This is a genomic window from Paraburkholderia silviterrae (assembly GCF_004353915.1).
GTDB lineage: Bacteria > Pseudomonadota > Gammaproteobacteria > Burkholderiales > Burkholderiaceae > Paraburkholderia > Paraburkholderia silviterrae.
In genome coordinates this window covers 419,359-436,904 of the sequence record NZ_SMRP01000002.1, presented here as the reverse complement: position 1 = coordinate 436,904, position 17,546 = coordinate 419,359, and the positions used below count along the sequence as shown (strand labels likewise).

General features: G+C 64.9%; 19 protein-coding genes. 9 read left to right on the top strand and 10 right to left on the bottom strand.

Translation table 11 applies throughout. From position 1 onward, the window contains the following. Positions 1–45 precede the first annotated feature (45 nt). From EYW47_RS06200 to EYW47_RS06155, 9 genes are all read left to right on the top strand, one after another. On the top strand, positions 46–1,140 hold the full coding sequence (locus EYW47_RS06200; protein WP_240763565.1) for a glycosyltransferase: 1,095 nt from the start codon (positions 46–48) through the stop codon (positions 1,138–1,140). Further along, positions 1,137–2,081, top strand: coding sequence for a formyltransferase (locus EYW47_RS06195; protein ID WP_133193978.1), 945 nt, complete (start codon positions 1,137–1,139; stop codon positions 2,079–2,081). The genes EYW47_RS06200 and EYW47_RS06195 overlap by 4 nt, the downstream gene beginning before the upstream one ends. Beyond that, positions 2,078–3,142, top strand: a complete 1,065-nt coding sequence (locus EYW47_RS06190) for a bifunctional UDP-4-keto-pentose/UDP-xylose synthase (protein ID WP_133193977.1) — start codon at positions 2,078–2,080, stop codon at positions 3,140–3,142. The genes EYW47_RS06195 and EYW47_RS06190 overlap by 4 nt, the downstream gene beginning before the upstream one ends. Before the next feature lie 19 nt (positions 3,143–3,161). Continuing rightward, positions 3,162–4,058, top strand: a complete 897-nt coding sequence (locus EYW47_RS06185) for a polysaccharide deacetylase family protein (RefSeq protein ID WP_133193976.1) — start codon at positions 3,162–3,164, stop codon at positions 4,056–4,058. Between the two features lie 112 nt (positions 4,059–4,170). Beyond that, the gene (locus EYW47_RS06180; RefSeq protein WP_133194223.1) at positions 4,171–4,632 is read left to right on the top strand and encodes a peroxiredoxin; all 462 of its coding nucleotides are present in this window, start codon (positions 4,171–4,173) and stop codon (positions 4,630–4,632) included. 90 nt (positions 4,633–4,722) lie between these two features. Then, the gene (locus EYW47_RS06175) at positions 4,723–4,920 is read left to right on the top strand and encodes a hypothetical protein (RefSeq protein ID WP_133193975.1); all 198 of its coding nucleotides are present in this window, start codon (positions 4,723–4,725) and stop codon (positions 4,918–4,920) included. 115 nt (positions 4,921–5,035) lie between these two features. Further along, positions 5,036–6,886: a PhoH family protein gene (locus tag EYW47_RS06165; RefSeq protein WP_133193974.1), complete on the top strand. Its 1,851-nt coding sequence runs from the start codon at positions 5,036–5,038 to the stop codon at positions 6,884–6,886. 257 nt (positions 6,887–7,143) lie between these two features. Beyond that, complete coding sequence (locus EYW47_RS06160) at positions 7,144–8,322, top strand: C40 family peptidase (protein WP_133193973.1); 1,179 nt, start codon at positions 7,144–7,146, stop codon at positions 8,320–8,322. Positions 8,323–8,474: 152 nt separating this feature from the next. Beyond that, positions 8,475–9,281 carry an SDR family oxidoreductase gene (locus tag EYW47_RS06155; RefSeq protein WP_133193972.1) on the top strand — a complete coding sequence of 269 codons (807 nt, stop codon included), beginning with the start codon at positions 8,475–8,477 and terminating at the stop codon, positions 9,279–9,281. Between the two features lie 83 nt (positions 9,282–9,364). On the opposite strand, the gene EYW47_RS06150 is transcribed toward EYW47_RS06155, so the two are convergent. The 10 genes from EYW47_RS06150 to EYW47_RS06105 all read right to left on the bottom strand — a co-directional run bounded on the left by EYW47_RS06150 (position 9,365) and on the right by EYW47_RS06105 (position 17,524). Continuing rightward, a complete protein-coding gene (locus tag EYW47_RS06150; protein WP_133193971.1) occupies positions 9,365–10,375 on the bottom strand; it encodes an inorganic phosphate transporter in 1,011 nt (336 codons plus the stop codon). A gap of 10 nt (positions 10,376–10,385) precedes the next feature. Next, positions 10,386–11,012, bottom strand: a complete 627-nt coding sequence (locus EYW47_RS06145) for a DUF47 domain-containing protein (protein WP_133193970.1) — start codon at positions 11,010–11,012, stop codon at positions 10,386–10,388. 189 nt (positions 11,013–11,201) lie between these two features. Next, positions 11,202–12,584, bottom strand: a complete 1,383-nt coding sequence (locus EYW47_RS06140) for a replicative DNA helicase (RefSeq protein ID WP_133193969.1) — start codon at positions 12,582–12,584, stop codon at positions 11,202–11,204. Between the two features lie 211 nt (positions 12,585–12,795). Further along, a complete protein-coding gene (rplI, locus tag EYW47_RS06135; RefSeq protein ID WP_133193968.1) occupies positions 12,796–13,248 on the bottom strand; it encodes a 50S ribosomal protein L9 in 453 nt (150 codons plus the stop codon). Between the two features lie 27 nt (positions 13,249–13,275). After that, positions 13,276–13,551, bottom strand: coding sequence for a 30S ribosomal protein S18 (gene rpsR / locus EYW47_RS06130; protein WP_133193967.1), 276 nt, complete (start codon positions 13,549–13,551; stop codon positions 13,276–13,278). Positions 13,552–13,553: 2 nt separating this feature from the next. Next, a complete protein-coding gene (gene priB / locus EYW47_RS06125; protein WP_133193966.1) occupies positions 13,554–13,853 on the bottom strand; it encodes a primosomal replication protein N in 300 nt (99 codons plus the stop codon). A gap of 46 nt (positions 13,854–13,899) precedes the next feature. After that, on the bottom strand, positions 13,900–14,271 hold the full coding sequence (gene rpsF, locus EYW47_RS06120) for a 30S ribosomal protein S6 (protein WP_028216785.1): 372 nt from the start codon (positions 14,269–14,271) through the stop codon (positions 13,900–13,902). Positions 14,272–14,486: 215 nt separating this feature from the next. Beyond that, a complete protein-coding gene (locus EYW47_RS06115; RefSeq protein WP_133193965.1) occupies positions 14,487–15,446 on the bottom strand; it encodes an anti-sigma factor family protein in 960 nt (319 codons plus the stop codon). Beyond that, positions 15,436–16,257, bottom strand: coding sequence for an RNA polymerase sigma factor (locus EYW47_RS06110; protein WP_133193964.1), 822 nt, complete (start codon positions 16,255–16,257; stop codon positions 15,436–15,438). Before EYW47_RS06110 ends, EYW47_RS06115 begins: the two co-directional genes overlap by 11 nt. A 355-nt stretch (positions 16,258–16,612) precedes the next feature. Beyond that, positions 16,613–17,524 carry a LysR family transcriptional regulator gene (locus EYW47_RS06105; protein WP_133193963.1) on the bottom strand — a complete coding sequence of 304 codons (912 nt, stop codon included), beginning with the start codon at positions 17,522–17,524 and terminating at the stop codon, positions 16,613–16,615. Between the last annotated feature and the right edge of the window lie 22 nt (positions 17,525–17,546).

The following is a 17,546-nucleotide window of genomic DNA, read 5'->3' as shown; positions in this document are numbered from 1 at the left end:
ATCGACGCCAATTACACGCATTACCAGAACGGAAAAGACGCACTCATGACCCAAGCGGAACAACGCACCTTGACCCCGGAAGCGCCGGAAGTCTCGGTCATCATTCCGGTCTACAACGAGGAAGCGGGACTGGCCGCGCTGTTCGCGCGCCTGTACCCCGCGCTCGACAAGCTCGGCACCTCGTACGAAATCATCTTCATCAACGACGGCAGCCGCGACCGCTCGGCAGCGATGCTCGCCGAGCAGTTCCGCGCTCGGCCCGACACCACGCGCGCGATCCTGCTCAACGGCAACTACGGCCAGCACATGGCGATTCTCGCGGGCTTCGAGCAAGCGCGCGGCGAGATCGTCATCACGCTCGACGCCGACCTGCAGAACCCGCCCGAGGAAATCGGCAAGCTCGTCGAGAAGATGCGCGAAGGCTACGACTACGTGGGCACCATCCGCATGCAGCGCCAGGACAGCCTGTGGCGCCGCAAGGCCTCGCACGCCATGAACCGTCTGCGCGAGCGCATCACGCGCATCAAGATGACGGACCAGGGCTGCATGCTGCGCGCCTATAGCCGCCACATCGTCGACACGATCAACCGCTGCGGCGAAATCAACACCTTCATTCCGGCGCTCGCCTACACGTTCGCGCAGAACCCGGTCGAGGTCGACGTCGCGCACGAAGAGCGCTTCGCGGGCGAGTCGAAGTATTCGCTCTATAGCCTGATCCGCCTGAACTTCGACCTCGTGACCGGCTTCTCGGTCGTGCCGCTGCAGTGGCTCTCGTTCATCGGCGTGATTCTTTCGCTCGGCTCCGCGGGCCTGTTTGTACTGCTCCTGATTCGCCGCTTCATCATCGGCGCGGAAGTGCAAGGCGTGTTCACGCTCTTCGCCATCACGTTCTTCCTGCTCGGCGTGATCATCTTCGCGCTCGGCCTGCTCGGCGAATACATCGGCCGTATCTACCAGCAAGTGCGCGCGCGTCCGCGCTATCTCGTGCAGACGATCCTCGAGGAGCGCAACGGCCGCGAAGTGGTCGGCGTGCCGCGCCAGGATGTCGTGCAGGGCGTGCAAGCGTCGCTCAACATCGGTACCGGGCCCGCCGCCAATCAAGGCGCAAACCAGGGTACGCAGCGAGGAGCCCAGTCATGAAGCCGCGTGCCGTCGTCTTCGCGTATCACAATGTGGGCGTGCGCTGCCTGCAGGTGCTGCTTGCGCGCGGTGTGGACGTGGCGCTCGTCGTCACGCACGAGGACAGCCCGACCGAGAACATCTGGTTCGGCAGCGTGAAGTCGGTGGCCGAGGAGCATGGCATCGACGTCATCACGCCCGCCGACCCGAAGAGCGCCGAGCTGCGCGCGGCCGTTTCCGCCGCGCGGCCCGACTTCATCTTCTCGTTCTACTACCGACATATGCTGCCGGTGGACCTGCTCGCGATCGCAGCCCGCGGCGCGTATAACGTCCACGGTTCGCTCTTGCCGAAGTACCGCGGCCGCGTGCCCACGAACTGGGCCGTGCTCAAGGGCGAGACCGAGACCGGCGCGACGCTGCACGAGATGGCCGCCAAGCCCGATGCGGGCGCCATCATCGCGCAAACACCTGTGCCGATCCTGCCCGACGACACGGCCGCGATGGTGTTCGACAAGGTGACCGTGGCCGCCGAGCAGACGCTCTGGCGCGTGCTGCCCGCGCTGATCGCAGGCGAGGCGCCGCATCTGCCGAACGATCTCGCGCATGGCAGCTACTATGGCGGGCGCAAGCCCGAAGACGGCCGCCTCGATTTCACGCAAAGTGCGCAGGACGTCTACAACCTGATCCGCGCGGTCGCGCCGCCCTATCCCGGCGCGTTCACCGACATCGGCAGCGAGCGTTTCGTGGTTGCCCGCGCGCGGCTGGCGCGCCCCGGCACGGATCTGTCGAAACTGGCCGGATTGCCCCCCGGTATCCACGTAAGCGATAATGCGCTTTTCGCCGTCTGCGGCGACGGCCGCGCCATCGCGATCCACGAGCTGCGGCATGCGCATAACGGTCAAGAGACCGTCATCACCCCCGCCGCGTTCTCCGAATTCATTTCATCTGTCCCCCGTCCATGAAAACCGAAGGCTACGCCAAAAAAGTTCTGATCCTGGGTGTCAATGGCTTTATCGGCCATCACCTCTCCAAGCGCATCCTCGAAACCACGAATTGGGAAGTGTTCGGGATGGACATGCAGACGGACCGCCTCGGCGACCTCGTCAAGCATGAGCGGATGCACTTCTTCGAAGGCGACATCACGATCAACAAGGAATGGGTCGAGTATCACGTCAAGAAGTGCGACGTGATCCTGCCGCTGGTGGCGATCGCCACGCCCGCGACCTACGTGCAGCAGCCGCTGCGCGTGTTCGAGCTCGACTTCGAGGCGAACCTGCCGATCGTGCGTTCGGCGGTGAAGTACCGCAAGCACCTCGTCTTCCCCTCGACCTCCGAGGTCTACGGCATGTGCGAGGACGAGCAGTTCGACCCGGACGCGTCCCCCCTCACCTACGGCCCGATCAACAAGCCGCGCTGGATCTACGCGTGCTCCAAGCAGCTCATGGACCGCGTGATCTGGGGCTACGGCATGGAAGGCCTGAACTTCACGCTGTTCCGTCCGTTCAACTGGATCGGCCCGGGCCTCGACTCGATCTACACGCCGAAGGAAGGCAGCTCGCGCGTCGTGACGCAGTTCCTCGGCCACATCGTGCGCGGCGAGAACATCAGCCTCGTCGATGGCGGCGCGCAAAAGCGTGCGTTCACCGACATCGACGACGGCATCGAAGCGCTGATGAAGATCATCGATAACAAGGGCGGCGTCGCCACGGGCAAGATCTACAACATCGGCAACCCGACCAACAATTTCTCGGTGCGCGAGCTCGCGCACAAGATGCTTGCGCTCGCGGCCGAGTTCCCCGAGTACGCCGAAACGGCCAAGAAGGTTCAGCTCGTCGAAACGTCTTCGGGCGCGTACTACGGCGCGGGCTATCAGGACGTGCAGAACCGCGTGCCGAAGATCGAGAACACGATGCAGGAGCTCGCCTGGGCGCCGAAGTCGACCTTCGACGAAGCACTGCGCAAGATCTTCGAAGCGTATCGCGGCCACGTGGCCGAAGCGCGCGCCCTCGTCGAGCAGCAATAAGCGCGAAGGACCTGGTCACTTGGCCCGCATCGTCCTGAAAATCGACGTCGACACGCTGCGCGGCACGCGCGAAGGCGTGCCGAATCTCGCGCGCATCTTCGATCGCTACAAAGCGCGCGCGACCTTCCTCTTCAGTCTCGGCCCGGACCATACGGGCTGGGCACTGCGCCGCGTGTTCCGCCCTGGCTTTCTCAAGAAGGTCTCGCGCACGTCCGTGGTGGAGCACTACGGCGTGAAGCAGCTGATGTACGGCGTGCTGCTGCCCGGCCCCGATATTGGCGTGCGCGCGGCGGCCGAGATGCGTGCGATCCACGAAGCCGGCTTCGAATGCGGCATACACACGTGGGATCACGTCTACTGGCAGGACAACGTGCGCAGCCGCGAGGCCGACTGGACCGCGCGCGAGATGCGGAAAAGCCACGAGCGCTTCGCGCAGATCTTCGGCGCGCCGCCCGTCACGCACGGCGCCGCGGGCTGGCAGATGAACGACGCCGCGTTCGAGCAGATCGACGCGTGGGGCATGAAGTACGCCTCGGACGGACGCGGGCATTCGCCCTATCGTCCGGTGGTGGCCGGGCGCACGCTGAACCACGTGCAGATGCCCACCACGCTGCCCACGCTCGACGAAGTGCTGGGCGTGGACGGCGTGGACATCGATAACGTTGCCGCGTGGCTGCTCAAGCGCACCGAGCACAATCCGCACGATCAGGTGTTCACGCTGCACGCCGAGCTCGAAGGCCAGAAGCTCGCACCGGTATTCGAGCAACTGCTCGCGGGCTGGCGCGCGCAGGGCCATACGTTTGCCACGATGGGCGACTACCATGCGACGCTGGACCCGGATTCGCTGCCATCGTACCCTGTCACCTGGGGCGAGATCGCTGGCCGTTCGGGCGAGCTGATCGTCCAGCCCGACTGAATTCCGCTGCAAGGCGATGCGAGAGCGCCGCGCGCACGAGACCATGCTGCGCCGCCCATTCCGATCATCGCCGCCGTGCAGCCCATAACAACAGGAGAGCCACGTGCCTGACGTGACCATCGCAGTCGACCAACCCGTTCCCGATTTCACCGCACCCGCCACCGGCGGCGACTTCACGCTCTCGAGCCTCAAGGGCAAGAAGGTCGTGCTGTACTTCTATCCGAAAGACAACACGCCTGGCTGCACGCGCGAAGGCATGGAGTTCCGCGACCTCTTTGCGAAGTTCAAGAAGGCGGGCGCCACGATCGTGGGTGTCTCGCGCGACAGCGTGCGCTCGCACGAGAACTTCAAGACCAAGCTCGAATTGCCGTTTCCCCTGGTATCGGATGGCGACGAAGCGCTCTGCTCGCTCTTCAACGTCATCAAAATGAAGAAAATGTATGGCAAAGAAGTAAGGGGAATCGAGCGCTCCACGTTCCTCATCGACGCCGACGGCGTACTGCGCCAGGAGTGGCGCGGGCTCAAGGTGCCGGGCCATGTCGAGGAGGTCCTGGAGGCTGTACAAGCGCTGTGAGGCGCGTTATATTGGGCTGCAATGAGTGCCTGTCCACCCCATTTTTTGTCGCATTTGCCACACCCGCGCAGTCTCGACAACGGTCGCAAGATGACCGGTCCAGCGCATCCGGGGCAACGCGCCATTAAAGCAGTCAAGCCGCTTGCCTCGTCATCCGGGGCGGCGGCTTTTTTGTTGGTTTTTTCGTTTGTAGTCACTCCCTCCACGTCGTGCCGGATTAGCGACCCGGCGCGCGTCAACGTCAAGGAGCCGATCGAAAAACAGGCGAACCGGCATTTTCAAACCTGAGCGCGCACCCAGCGCGGTCACGGCGGGCGCCTACCCGGCACCCGCACGCGCCGCCCGAAAGCGCACCGTACGGTTAACACCGCGACCACTCGACCCGAATTTTTCGAGGGACACCATGCCTTTGCCTACTCCCCCCAGCAAGCTCGGCAACCTGCTGCCGCCCGATGAATACAAGGCCCGTGCGCGCACGACGCGCAGCACGCGCAAAGCGGCCAGCGAGAACGACGCCGCCGATGTCGCCGAATATGGCGCGGAGAGCGTTGCCGATCCGATGACCCCCGCCGCCAACGCGTCGACCACGCTGCGCACCGTGCCCATGTACACCGCCAGCGCCGAACTGGCTGCGCTCGAACCAGTCGCGCCGGCACCGGCGCGAAAACGCAAACAGCAAACCGCGGCGCTGCTGCAGCCGGTGCAGGCTCATGCCGAGCCGCAGACCGAAGCGCCCGGCGCACCCTCTGCACCGGTCGCGCGCGGCGACAAATCGCCTTCGGCCAAAACGGCCGGTGGCGCCGCCGCACCCGCCCCGCGCGCCAGCACGAAGAAACGCGTGCACCCCGAGGAAACCATCGAGGTCCAGAAGCTCTTCGTGCTCGATACGAACGTGCTGATGCACGATCCGACCTGCCTCTTCCGCTTCGAGGAGCACGACGTCTTCCTGCCGATGATGACGCTGGAAGAGCTCGACAACCACAAGAAGGGCATGTCGGAAGTGGCGCGCAATGCGCGCCAGGTGAGCCGCACGCTCGATCGGCTCGTCGCGAACGCCGGGCCGATCTCGGAAGGCATCTCGCTGGACCGCCTCGGCAGCCGCGAGGCGCTCGGCCGGCTGTACTTCCAGACCACGCTCACGCATATCGATCCGGTCGACGGCCTGCCCGAAGGCAAGGCCGACAACCAGATCCTCGGCGTCGTGCGCGCGCTGCAGCGCGACCGGCCGGACAGCCTCGTCGTGCTGGTGTCGAAAGACATCAACATGCGCATCAAGGCGCATGCGCTCGGCCTGCCTGCCGAGGACTACTTCAACGACCAGGTCCTCGAAGACAAGGACCTGCTCTACTCGGGCATCCGTGCGCTGTCGCAGGACTTCTGGACCAAGCACGCCAAGGGCATGGAGTCCTGGCAGGACACCAAGACCGGCACGACCTACTACCGCGTGACGGGGCCCGAATGCGCCTCGATGCTCGTGAACGAGTTCGTCTATCTGGAGCCGCAGAACGGCGAGCCGACGTTCCACGCGATCGTGCGCGAGCTCAACGGCAAGACGGCGCTGCTGCAGACGCTGCGCGACTACGGCCACCACAAGAACAACGTGTGGGGCATCACGGCGCGCAACCGCGAGCAGAACTTCGCGCTGAACCTGCTCATGAACCCCGAGATCGACTTCGTCACGCTGCTCGGCCAGGCCGGCACGGGCAAGACGCTCGTGGCGCTCGCCGCGGGCCTCGCGCAAGTGCTCGACGACAAGCGCTACAACGAGATCATCGTGACGCGCGCGACGGTGCCGGTGGGTGAAGACATCGGTTTCCTGCCCGGCACCGAAGAAGAAAAAATGCAGCCGTGGATGGGCGCCTTCGACGACAACCTCGAAGTGCTCCAGAAGACCGACGACGCCGCCGGTGAATGGGGCCGCGCCGCAACCCAGGAGCTGATCCGCTCGCGCCTGAAGGTCAAGAGCATGAACTTCATGCGCGGCCGTACGTTCGTGGACAAGTACCTGATCATCGACGAGGCGCAGAACCTCACGCCGAAGCAGATGAAGACGCTCGTCACGCGCGCGGGTCCCGGCACGAAGATCGTGTGTCTGGGCAACATCGCGCAGATCGACACGCCGTATCTGACCGAAGGCAGCTCCGGCCTCACCTACGTGGTGGACCGCTTCAAGGGCTGGGCGCATAGCGGCCACGTGACGCTCGCGCGCGGCGAGCGCTCGCGCCTCGCGGATTACGCGTCGGACATTCTCTAAAGCCGCGCCGCAAGACGCGCGTTTGCGGCGCTTTCCGAAGCGCCAGCGCACCCCGAAGGACCGTATCCGGGCAACTGGATACGGTCCTTTTTTCATGCTTCACAGTGGTTTTCAACGTGCCGCGCCGGCAACGGATCGCGCACGAACTTCAAGTAAGTTGTGAAGATTTCTTGCCGAAGCCATGTTCGGCGGGCTACCATCCGCTGATTACCGGTTTTCCCCAATGGCGAATGCACAGCATTTGCCTACTGCATTTCATGCGGCGACTCTGGCTTCCTTTACTGATCGTGGTGTTTCTTGCGGCGTGCTCCAGCACGCCGCAGAAGACCTCGCGCAGCGGCGGTTCGAGTTCGGGTGCCGACGCGTGGCGCACGCGGCCGCCGGGCTTCCCCAATTTCGTCGATCACAGCGTCGGACGCGAGGAAATCTCCATTCAGGCGATGAGCCTCGTGGGTATTCCATACCGTTGGGGTGGTAATACGCCCGATAGTGGCTTCGATTGCAGCGGTCTCGTGAAGTACGTGTTCTCGCGCTCGGCCCAGGTCGACCTGCCGCGCACCACCGCCGACATGAGCCAGCGCGGCGAGACCATCGACCCCGACGAGATCGCGGCAGGCGACCTTGTGTTCTTCAATACGACCGGCCGACCGCACTCTCACGTGGGCATCTACGTAGGCAAGCTGCGCTTCGTCAATGCGCCTTCGACGGGTGGCACCGTGCGGCTCGACTACCTGACCAATCCGTACTGGGCGAAGCATTTCGACGGCATTCGCCGCATGGCGCCGCCCAAGCGCGCCCCGACCACGCCGTTCGATACGCCGACGTGGGAAGCCTCCGCGCCCGCGCCAGCCACACCGGCCGTTGCGGCTATAGCTCCCGCAGTTACTCCTGCCACGGCCCCCGTGACGCCTTCGGCCGCACCGCCCAACGCCACAGTGGCAGCCTTGCCTGCCGCCTCGGCAGCGCCTGCGCCGCGCATGGCCACAACGGACCAGAGCCGTCTGACGTCGACGCCTCAGGCCGCCTATGCGGGCGCCGCGCCCACTTCGGGCGCGACTTCCGCGGCGCCAGCCGACGCCTTCGAGCCACCGCCCGCAGCGCTCGGCGCGGCGCAGGTGCAGGCTCGCGAAGCCGGCGCGGTCGCACCCCCCGTTACGCCAGCCACTTCCGCTGTTGCACCCTCAGCCGCGCCGCGCGACGCCATCAACGCCGCCGCCGATGCCTTCGAGCCGCCGCCCTCGGGCGTGCGTGCCGCAGAACGCCAGGCTGCACAGGCCGGATCGACGCCTGTCGTTTCCGCGCCCTCCTCAGGCGCACCCGTGCAGATCATGCGCGCATCGACAGCGAGCGGGAGCACGCCCGCGCCCACGCCCATGCCCATGCCCACGCAATCCAGCGACGATCCGATCGCCCGCTTCGCCAACGGCTCGTACTGAGCACAACGCCCGGGCCGCGCCGTCCTTCGGCGCCCTGCGCCCGCCGGCCCCTGGCCGGAAGGCCAATCGAAAGGCGGATACGGTTTCGCGCGCCCTCTGCGTCTGCTATCGTTTTGGGACTGTTTTTCATACTTTCGCGCAGCGAGGCAGCGATGGATCTCGGACTCGGCAACAAAGTGGTTCTGGTCACGGGCGGCAGCAAGGGAATCGGTCTGGCATGCGCCCGTGCGTTCGCGAAGGAAGGCGCGAAGGTCGCGATCGTCTCGCGCGACCCCGCCAATCTGGCGCGTGCGCGCGAGCAACTGGCGAGCGAGGGGCTCCACATCCATCTCACACGCGCCGACCTGCACGAGCCGCATAGCGCCGCCGATGTGGTCGAGGAAGTCACTGCGGCCGTCGGCGCCATCGACATCCTCATCAACAGTGCGGGCGCCGCGCGCCGCTACGACCCGGAATTGCTCGACGCCGAGGCGTTCAAGGCGACCATGGAAGCCAAGTACTTCCCGTACATCTATCCACAACAGGAAGTGCTGCGCCGCATGGTGGAGCACATCAAAGCCGGCACCACCACGGAGCCGGGCGCGATCGTCAACATCATCGGCATGGGCGGCAAGTACGCCAGTGACATCCATATCGCGGGCGGCGCCGCGAATGCGGCGCTCATGCTCGCCACGGTGGGGCTTGCGCATTATCACGCGCGCTACGGCATCCGCATCAACGCGATTAATCCGGGCGCGACACTCACCGAACGCGTTGAGGATGCCTTGCAACTGGAGGCGGAGCGCGAAGGCGTCAGCGCCGAAGAGGCGCGTGTGCGCAGCGAGGCCAGGGTGCCGCTCGGGCGCTACGCCAAGCCCGAGGAAATCGCCGACGTCGCCCTGTTTCTGGCGAGCCGCCGCGCGAGCTATGTGACGGGCGCCATCGTGCCGATGGACGGCTGCACGACGCCTGTGATCTGAACCGCAGCCAGCAGCCTGCGCCTGGCCTTGCCCCAAAAAAAACACGGCGCCCGAAGGCGCCGTGCTTTCTTACCTGTCGTGCTTTACAGGAACCGGTGACCGAGCCACCAGGCCGCAGCCGCCAGGATGGCCGAAGCCGGAATCGTCAGAATCCAGGCCCAGACGATGTTGCCCGCGACGCCCCAGCGCACGGCGCTGAGCTTCTGCGTCGCGCCCACGCCCACGATCGCGCCGGTGATCGTATGCGTCGTAGACACGGGAATGCCCAGCGCCGAAGCCGTGAAGAGCGTAAGCGCCCCACCCGTCTCCGCGCAGAAGCCGCCCACGGGCTTGAGCTTGGTGATCTTCTGGCCCATGGTGCGCACGATCCGCCAGCCACCGAAGAGCGTACCGATGCCCATCGAGAGATAGCAGCCACCAATCACCCAGATCGGCGGCGCGGCGGCCGTAGCCGACGCGTAGCCTGTCGCGATCAGCAGCATCCAGATGATGCCGATGGTCTTTTGCGCATCGTTGCCGCCGTGACCGAGGCTATAGAGGCCCGCGGAGATCAGCTGCAGGCGCCGGAAGCGCCGGTCCACCTTGCTTGGTGGGGTGCGGAAGTAGAGCCACGACACCGTGAGCATGAAGAACGAGCCCAGGATGAAGCCGAGCAGCGGCGAGATGAAGATGAAGGCAACCGTCTTCATGAGGCCGTCGAAGTTCAGCGAGTGCCAGCCCGACTTGGCGAGCGCCGCCCCCACGAGACCGCCGATCAGCGCGTGCGACGAGCTCGACGGAATGCCGTAGTACCACGTGAGCACGTTCCAGCCGATCGCGCCCATGAGCGCGCCGAACACTACGTAGTGGTCGACGATATCGGGGTCGATGGTGCCCTTGCCCACCGTCTGCGCCACCTTCAGGTGGAAGACGAAATAGGCGATCACGTTGAACATCGCGGCGAACGCCACGGCCTGCTGCGGCTTGAGCACGCCCGTGGACACGACGGTGGCGATGGAATTCGCCGCGTCGTGAAAGCCGTTCATGAAGTCGAAGACGAGGGAAATGGCCACCAGCCCGACGACCACCCAGATGGCGAGTTGTATCGAATGCATCGTGGTCCGCTCAGGCGTTCTCTAGCACGATGCCTTCGATGATGTTCGCGACATCCTCGCACTTGTCCGTGATCGTTTCGAGCAGCTCGTAGATCGCCTTCAGCTTGATCAGCGTCTTGACGTTCTCTTCCTCGCGGAAGAGCTTGGAGATGGCGCCGCGCAGCAGGCGGTCCGCATCCGATTCGAGGCGGTCGATGTCCTCGCACGCCTTCAAGATTTCGCGAGCCTGCTTCATGTCGGAGAGCATCGCGACGGCCGCCTGCACGCGCTCGGCCGTGGCCGTGACCACGTGCGCGAGCTGGCTGGCCTCCGAGGTCACGGACTGCACGTCGTAGAGCGAGATGGCCGTGGCGACGTCCTCCATGAGGTCGAGGCAATCGTCCATCGTCGTGATCAGCTTGTGGATCTCGTCGCGGTCCAGCGGCGTGATAAACGTCTTGTGCAGCAGGTCGATGGCTTCGTGCGTCAGTTTGTCGGCGGCCTTTTCGGCGGCCTGCACGTTCTGCTTGTGGATTTCCGCGTCCGCCAGATTGTCGATCAGAAGCTCGAGCTCACGGCTTGCGGATACGATGCACTTCGCGTGCGCGTTGAAGATTTCGAAGAACTTGCCCTCGGTGGGCATGAATCGACCGAACATTGGAATCCCGGTAATTGGTCTCGGATCGCCGTCACAAAACAGCAAGATAGCCGTCACAAAACGGCAAGATAGCCGTCACAAAACGGCGACATTGTATCGTCACGGACAGCTCGCCGCACTCGTCTGGGCATGCGCAATCGGCATTTGCGCCACTTTGGCGCAAGTGCCCCGCTTCCCAGCTCCTATGCCTTATTCGCTGTAGAAGTTCTGCGCGCCGGCAAAATTGTCGAACTTCGTGTATTGGCCGTGGAACGTGAGTCGAACGGGCCCGATTGGGCCGTTACGCTGCTTGCCGATGATGATTTCGGCCGTGCCCTTGTCCGGGCTGTCCGGATTGTAGACTTCGTCGCGGTAGATAAACAAAATGACGTCCGCATCCTGTTCGATAGCGCCCGATTCGCGCAGGTCGGACATGACCGGACGCTTGTTGGGACGCTGCTCGAGGCCGCGGTTGAGCTGCGACAGCGCGATCACCGGAACGTCGAGCTCCTTGGCAAGGCTCTTGAGCGAGCGCGAAATTTCCGAAATCTCGGTCGCGCGGTTTTCGCCCGATGAAGAACCGCTCATCAGCTGCAGGTAATCGATGATGATGAGCCCGAGCTTGCCGCACTGGCGCGACAGGCGCCGCGCGCGCGAGCGCAGCTCCATCGGGTTCAGGCCGCCGGTTTCGTCGATGAAGATCTGCGCCTCGCTCATTTTCTGCACGGCGTGCGTGAGCTTGGGCCAGTCCTCGTCCGTCAGGCGGCCCGTGCGCATACGGTGCTGATCGAGACGCCCGACCGAGCCCAGCATACGCATGATGAGCTGCGTGCCCGGCATTTCCATCGAGAACACCGCAACCGGCAGCCCGTACTCGACGGCCACGTATTCACCGATGTTCATCGAGAACGCGGTCTTGCCCATCGACGGGCGGCCCGCCACGATGATCAGCTCGCCGCCGTGCATGCCCGAGGTCATGCGGTCGAGGTCCATGAAACCCGTGGGCGTGCCCGTCACATCGCTCGGATTGGCCGTGTGATAGAGCGTGTCGATGCGCTCGACCACCTGCGTGAGCAGCGGCCCGATTTCGAGGAAGCCCTGGGTGCCGCGTGCGCCGTCCTCGGCAATCGAGAAGACCTTCGACTCGGCCTCGTCGAGCAACTGCCGCACTTCCTTGCCCTGGGGGTTGAAAGCATCGGCCGAAATTTCGTCGGCGACAGAAACGAGACGGCGCAACACCGCGCGGTCGCGCACGATTTCCGCATAGCGGCGGATGTTCGCGGCGCTCGGCGTGTTCTGTGCGAGCGCATTCAGGTACGCGAGGCCGCCTACATCATCGGCTTTGCCCGAGGTCCCGAGCGCCTCGTACACCGTCACCACGTCCGCTGGACGGGTAGCGGCGATCAGACGGCCAATATGCTCGAAGATGAGACGGTGATCGTAGCGGTAGAAGTCGCTTTGCGAGAGGAAGTCGGCAATCCGGTCCCACGCGGCGTTATCCAGCAACAGGCCGCCGAGCACCGATTGCTCGGCTTCGATCGAATGCGGCGGGACCTTCAGCGAGTCGAGTTGGGGATCTTTCGGAGCGTTCATGGAGGGCAATTATCGGACAAGCCGGCTACCTGGAACAAGCGGAAACCAGCAGCAAAACGCCAGCAAATCAGCGGCAAAAGCGCAGCAAGTCGGCGGCAAAACCGCAGCGGCTCTTGCGCGCAACAAAAAAGGCAGAAGCCGCGGGGCTCCTGCCTTCCTTGAAATGACAGCGGTCAAACGACCTCGGGTCACCCCAAGGCCGTCTGGATGCTTAGACGTGCTCGCCCAGCACCGACACCGTGACGTCGACGAGGACGTCGGTGTGCAGCGAAACCTGCACCGGGTGGTCGCCCACCATCTTCAGCGGGCCTTCCGGCAGACGCACTTGCGCCTTTTCCACTGCGAAGCCTTGCTTCGTGAGCGCGACGGCGATGTCGGCGTTCGTGACCGAGCCGAACAGACGGCCGTCCACGCCAGCCTTCTGGCCGATCTGAACGGTCAGGCCGTTCAGCTTCTCGCCTTCTGCCTGAGCGGCTGCCAGCTTTTCAGCGGCGGCCTTTTCGAGTTCAGCGCGGCGAACTTCGAATTCGGCGATGGCTTCCTTCGTGGCGCGGCGTGCCTTCTTGTTCGGGATCAGGAAGTTACGTGCGTAACCGTCCTTCACCTTGACGATGTCGCCGAGGTTGCCCACGTTGACGACTTTATCCAGAAGAATGATCTGCATTCTATTGCTCCTTATCGCGTCGTCTTGTTAGGCCTTGTGCTGGTCGGTGTACGGCATCAGCGCGAGAAAACGCGCGCGCTTGATAGCCGTGTCCAGCTGACGCTGATAGTGGGCCTTCGTACCCGTCAGACGAGCCGGCGTGATCTTGCCGTTTTCGCCGATGAAGTCCTTCAGCGTGTCGAGGTCCTTGTAGTCGATCTGATCGACGCTTGCAGCCGTGAAGCGGCAGAACTTCTTGCGCTTGAAGAGCGGGTTTTGTTGTTGACGACGCTTGTCGAATTTCTTACCAGTCGGGCGGGGCATGATTAGTCCTTTCCTGTGCCTTGCATTTCGGTGATGTGAAACACCAGGGTTCGCGCGTTGCGGTGCTTTTTCGCCAGAAAGCCGGTGAAGAGCGCTTCCACGCCCATCTCGCAGCTTTCGACGAGACCGCAGGCCTTGCCGGCCGCCACCGCGGGCATCGTGAGCTCGACCAAGCGGGCAATGCCGGCTTCGACGACCTCCGTGCGGTGCTGCAACGTGACGCTTGCGATCGGAACGCCGGCGGGGGTGTACCGCACCGGTTCGCGTTCCACGACGCTAGCCGTGAGTTGCAGCCTGTTCACGGGGCTAACTTGGGCAACTGAGCTCGAATCCTGATGGCTTGTGTTATTAAGCCTGCGCTTCGGTCGGCTGGGCAGCCGCCTTCTTGGCTTCTTCGCGCTGCACTTCCTTCATCATCGGCGACGGGCCGGTTTCGGCCTTCTTCATCTTGACGATGAGGTGACGCAGGACGGCGTCGTTGAACTTGAACGCGTGTTCCAGTTCGTCGAGCGTGGCCTGGTCGCATTCGATGTTCATGCAGACGTAGTGAGCCTTCGCGAGTTTCTCGATCATGTAGGCCAGTTGGCGACGGCCCCAGTCTTCGATGCGGTGGATCTGGCCACCGTGCGACGTGATCGTGCTCTTGTAACGCTCGATCATCGCGGGCACTTGCTCGCTTTGATCGGGATGCACGATAAAGACGATTTCATAATGACGCATGTGTCACTCCTTGTGCTTACTTTTGGATAGAAGCCGCCCGGGCGTCGGAACCGGTGCGGCAAGTGAGAAGCCGAAGATTGTAGCGCGATCCGCTCCGCTCATGCAACCTGAATTGTGGTTTCGGGCGTATTTTCAAGGACTTGCGCGGCCGCGCAGGGCGTCGGGCGGCCGCTTTCGCGGCGCTGGCGCGCGTCGGTCTGTGTCTCAGCTGTGTCTCAGCCGCCGCTGCCGCCGCCCGCCAGGCGCGCCTCGAGCGCCGCGTGCAGGCCGACGAGCGCATCCGGCCCCGCATCGGTGACGGCCCACCAGGTCATGCCGGCGGCCTGCCAGCGCTCGAGCGCATAGCCCTCGCTCGCTCGCGGCGCGGCCGCATCCGTCATTGGCCCCGTCGAGCCTGGCGGGAAGACGTAGACGTCGATGACGTGCTTGCGGTAGCGATAGACCAGCACCGCGACTCGCTCACGCCCCACGTAATCGAGGCGCCCGCCCACGAGCGGGAAGCCTTGCGCGGCGAAATCCTCCACCGGCGGCGCATAGTCGATTCGGCCGTTGAACCATGGCTTCACCGTATGGCGGTCCGTGGAAATCACGTCGAGGTCGCGCCCGGAGATCTGCGCACGCACGTGGCTCGCCACGAGTTCGTCGACGAAAGCCCCATCGGCTGCAGGTTTGCGCAGATGCAGGACCGCCGCCACGCTCAAGGCACAGAGGACCAACGCGGCGCCGGCAAGCCATGCGAGGCCCGCTGCGGGCACGCCGAGCGCATCCGCCCCGCCCGGCACGCCGCCTCGTGCGGGGCCATTGCCATTGCCACCGCCCCTGCCGGCCGCTCCGGCTCCAGTGCCGGACAGCGGCCATAGCCAGCGCAACCCTCGGAATCGTCCGCGCGGGGTCGCCGCAGCGGTGCTTTGCGCTTCATATTGAGTGCTTGAGGCGTTTTGCGCAGACTGGGCCTGCACGGGCGGCAAAGCCGCCGCAATGCGCACCGCCAGGCTTTCCGGCGCCCGATGGTAGGGCGCCGCACGCGTCATACGGGAAATGGCCTGCACGTTCGCGGCCTCCTGGCGGCATTGCGCGCAGCCAGCGAGATGCTCGCGCACGCGCCATTCGTCGGCGGCGGAAAGTTCATGGTCGATGCTCGCGTCGACCAGCGGGCGCGCTTCGTCACAGTTCATCTGGCGCCTCCGTAGCAGGGCCTTGCGCAAGCGGATCATTGGGCCCGCGCGGTCCGCCGTCGACGGCCGGCTCCTCACGGAACCGGCCGTCGGGCCCCCGGCCGGATGGTCTCCACGCTTTGCTGCTTTCCCCGTAATCCGTCTTGCTGCTTGTGCCGCTAGCCTGCCCCTGCCCCTGCGTCTGCCCTGCCACGCCGCTGCCGCATGGCGCAGCATTGCCGCGCCCCGGTACCGCCAGCAGCGCGGCGAGGCGTCTGCGGCCTCGCGCAAGCCGCGACATCACCGTGCCCATCGGCACGTCGATGACCGTCGCGATCTCGCGATAACCCATCTCCTCCAGCTCGCGCAGCACCAGCACCTCGCGATACTCCACCGGCAAGCGCTGCAGCGCCTCCTGCACGCGCCGCGCATCCTCGGCGCGAATCGCGAGCGCTTCCGGGTCGGCGCTGCCCGTGTCCCAGCCGTCGGGCGGCTGGTCGTCGCGCAATTCATCGAACGGCGCCACTTCCTCCGCGCCCGCGCGCCGCCGCCATTCGTCGTACCAGACGCGCCGCACGATGGCGAGCAGCCAGGGCCGCGCCTGTTCGCCGCGAAACGTGTCGAAGAAGCGAAAGGCGCGCAGAAACGCTTCCTGCACGATGTCCTCGGCGTCGCCGGGATTGCGCGAGAGCCAGCGGGCCAGGTTGTACGCGGCGTCCAGATGCGGCAGCGCCAGCGCCTGAAAACGGCGGCTGCGCTCGGCCTCGGCATGCGCGCCGTTCTGCACCTCACGCGCATGCTGGCCGTCCTGCCCGTTCGCGGATTCGCCCACGTTGTCCCCCGTGCCCCACGCCTCGCGCGCCGTGCGGCTTCAGCCACACCCGGCGCGCACGCCAGCGCCCTTTGCCGCGCCGCACATTCTGTTCGCCCGCGCAGCCCGGCGTCGACACGGCTCCAGTACACCGGTCCCGCACATGCATTACTTGCGCAGCGGCCAGTTTATTCCCGCGAAATGCGGACGAAAAAGAAAATAAATCGGGACTGCACGGGGGCGCAAACCGGCCGAACAGTCAAGCGCGTGCGGCGCAATCCCAGTCGCCGCCCGCCATAGCCGATGAGCGGCGTGATTCCCGTCGGCCACGTTGCGCGTACACACCGCACAACCAGGGCGAAAGCGGGCGCCAGGCTCACACCACACCGCTCCAGTACCCCGGCCGCGCGTAGACCTCCTTCAGATAGTCGATGAAATAGCGCACCTTGGCCGGCACGTAACGCTGCTGCGGATAGACGGCGAGGATGTCGTAATCAGGTAGCGCGTACTCGTCGAGCACGGTCTCGAGCTCGCCGCGCGCGAGTTGCGCGTCGATCTCCCACGTCGAGCGCCAGCCGAGCCCGAGCCCCTCGGTCACCCAGCGGTGCAGCAGCTCGCCGTCGTTGCAGTCGAGCGTGCCGCCCACGCGCACAGTCGCGAGCTTGCCGTTGCGGCGGAAATACCAGCCGCGGTTCTGGCCGCCCTGCAGATTGAACGCGAGGCAATTGTGACTGGGCAGGTCTTCGAGCGTCTTCGGCTTGCCGTGCTTGCGAAAGTATTCGGGCGTGCCGCACACCACGCGCCGGTTCGTGGCGAGCTTCACGGCGACGAAATTCGGGTCGACGGACCCGCCAATGCGAATCGACAGGTCATAGCCCTCGCGCACCAGATCGACCACACGATCGGTCAGGTTGAACGAGACTTGCAGCTCTGGCTTGTCGGCCAGAAACGCGGGCGCGAGCGGCGCCACGTGCTTGCGACCGAAGGCCGCCGGCGCCGAAACGATCAGGTGCCCGTTCACCACGCGCCGCCCCGCCGAGAGCTCGTTTTCAGCCTGTTCCCATTCCGCCAGCAGGCCGCGGCAACGCTCGAGGAACGCGCCGCCCTCTTCGCTCACCACGAGCCGCCGGGTCGAGCGGTACATGAGTTTCACGCCAAGGCGCTTTTCGAGCGCGTCGATCCGGCGCCCGAGTATGACCGGCGAGACGCCTTCCTCGAGCGCGGCGGCCGCGAGGCTGCCCGCGTCGGCCACGCGCACGAAGGTTTCGATCTGCTTGAAGCGGTCCATCGCCTGTCTCCTGTGTCGCCTA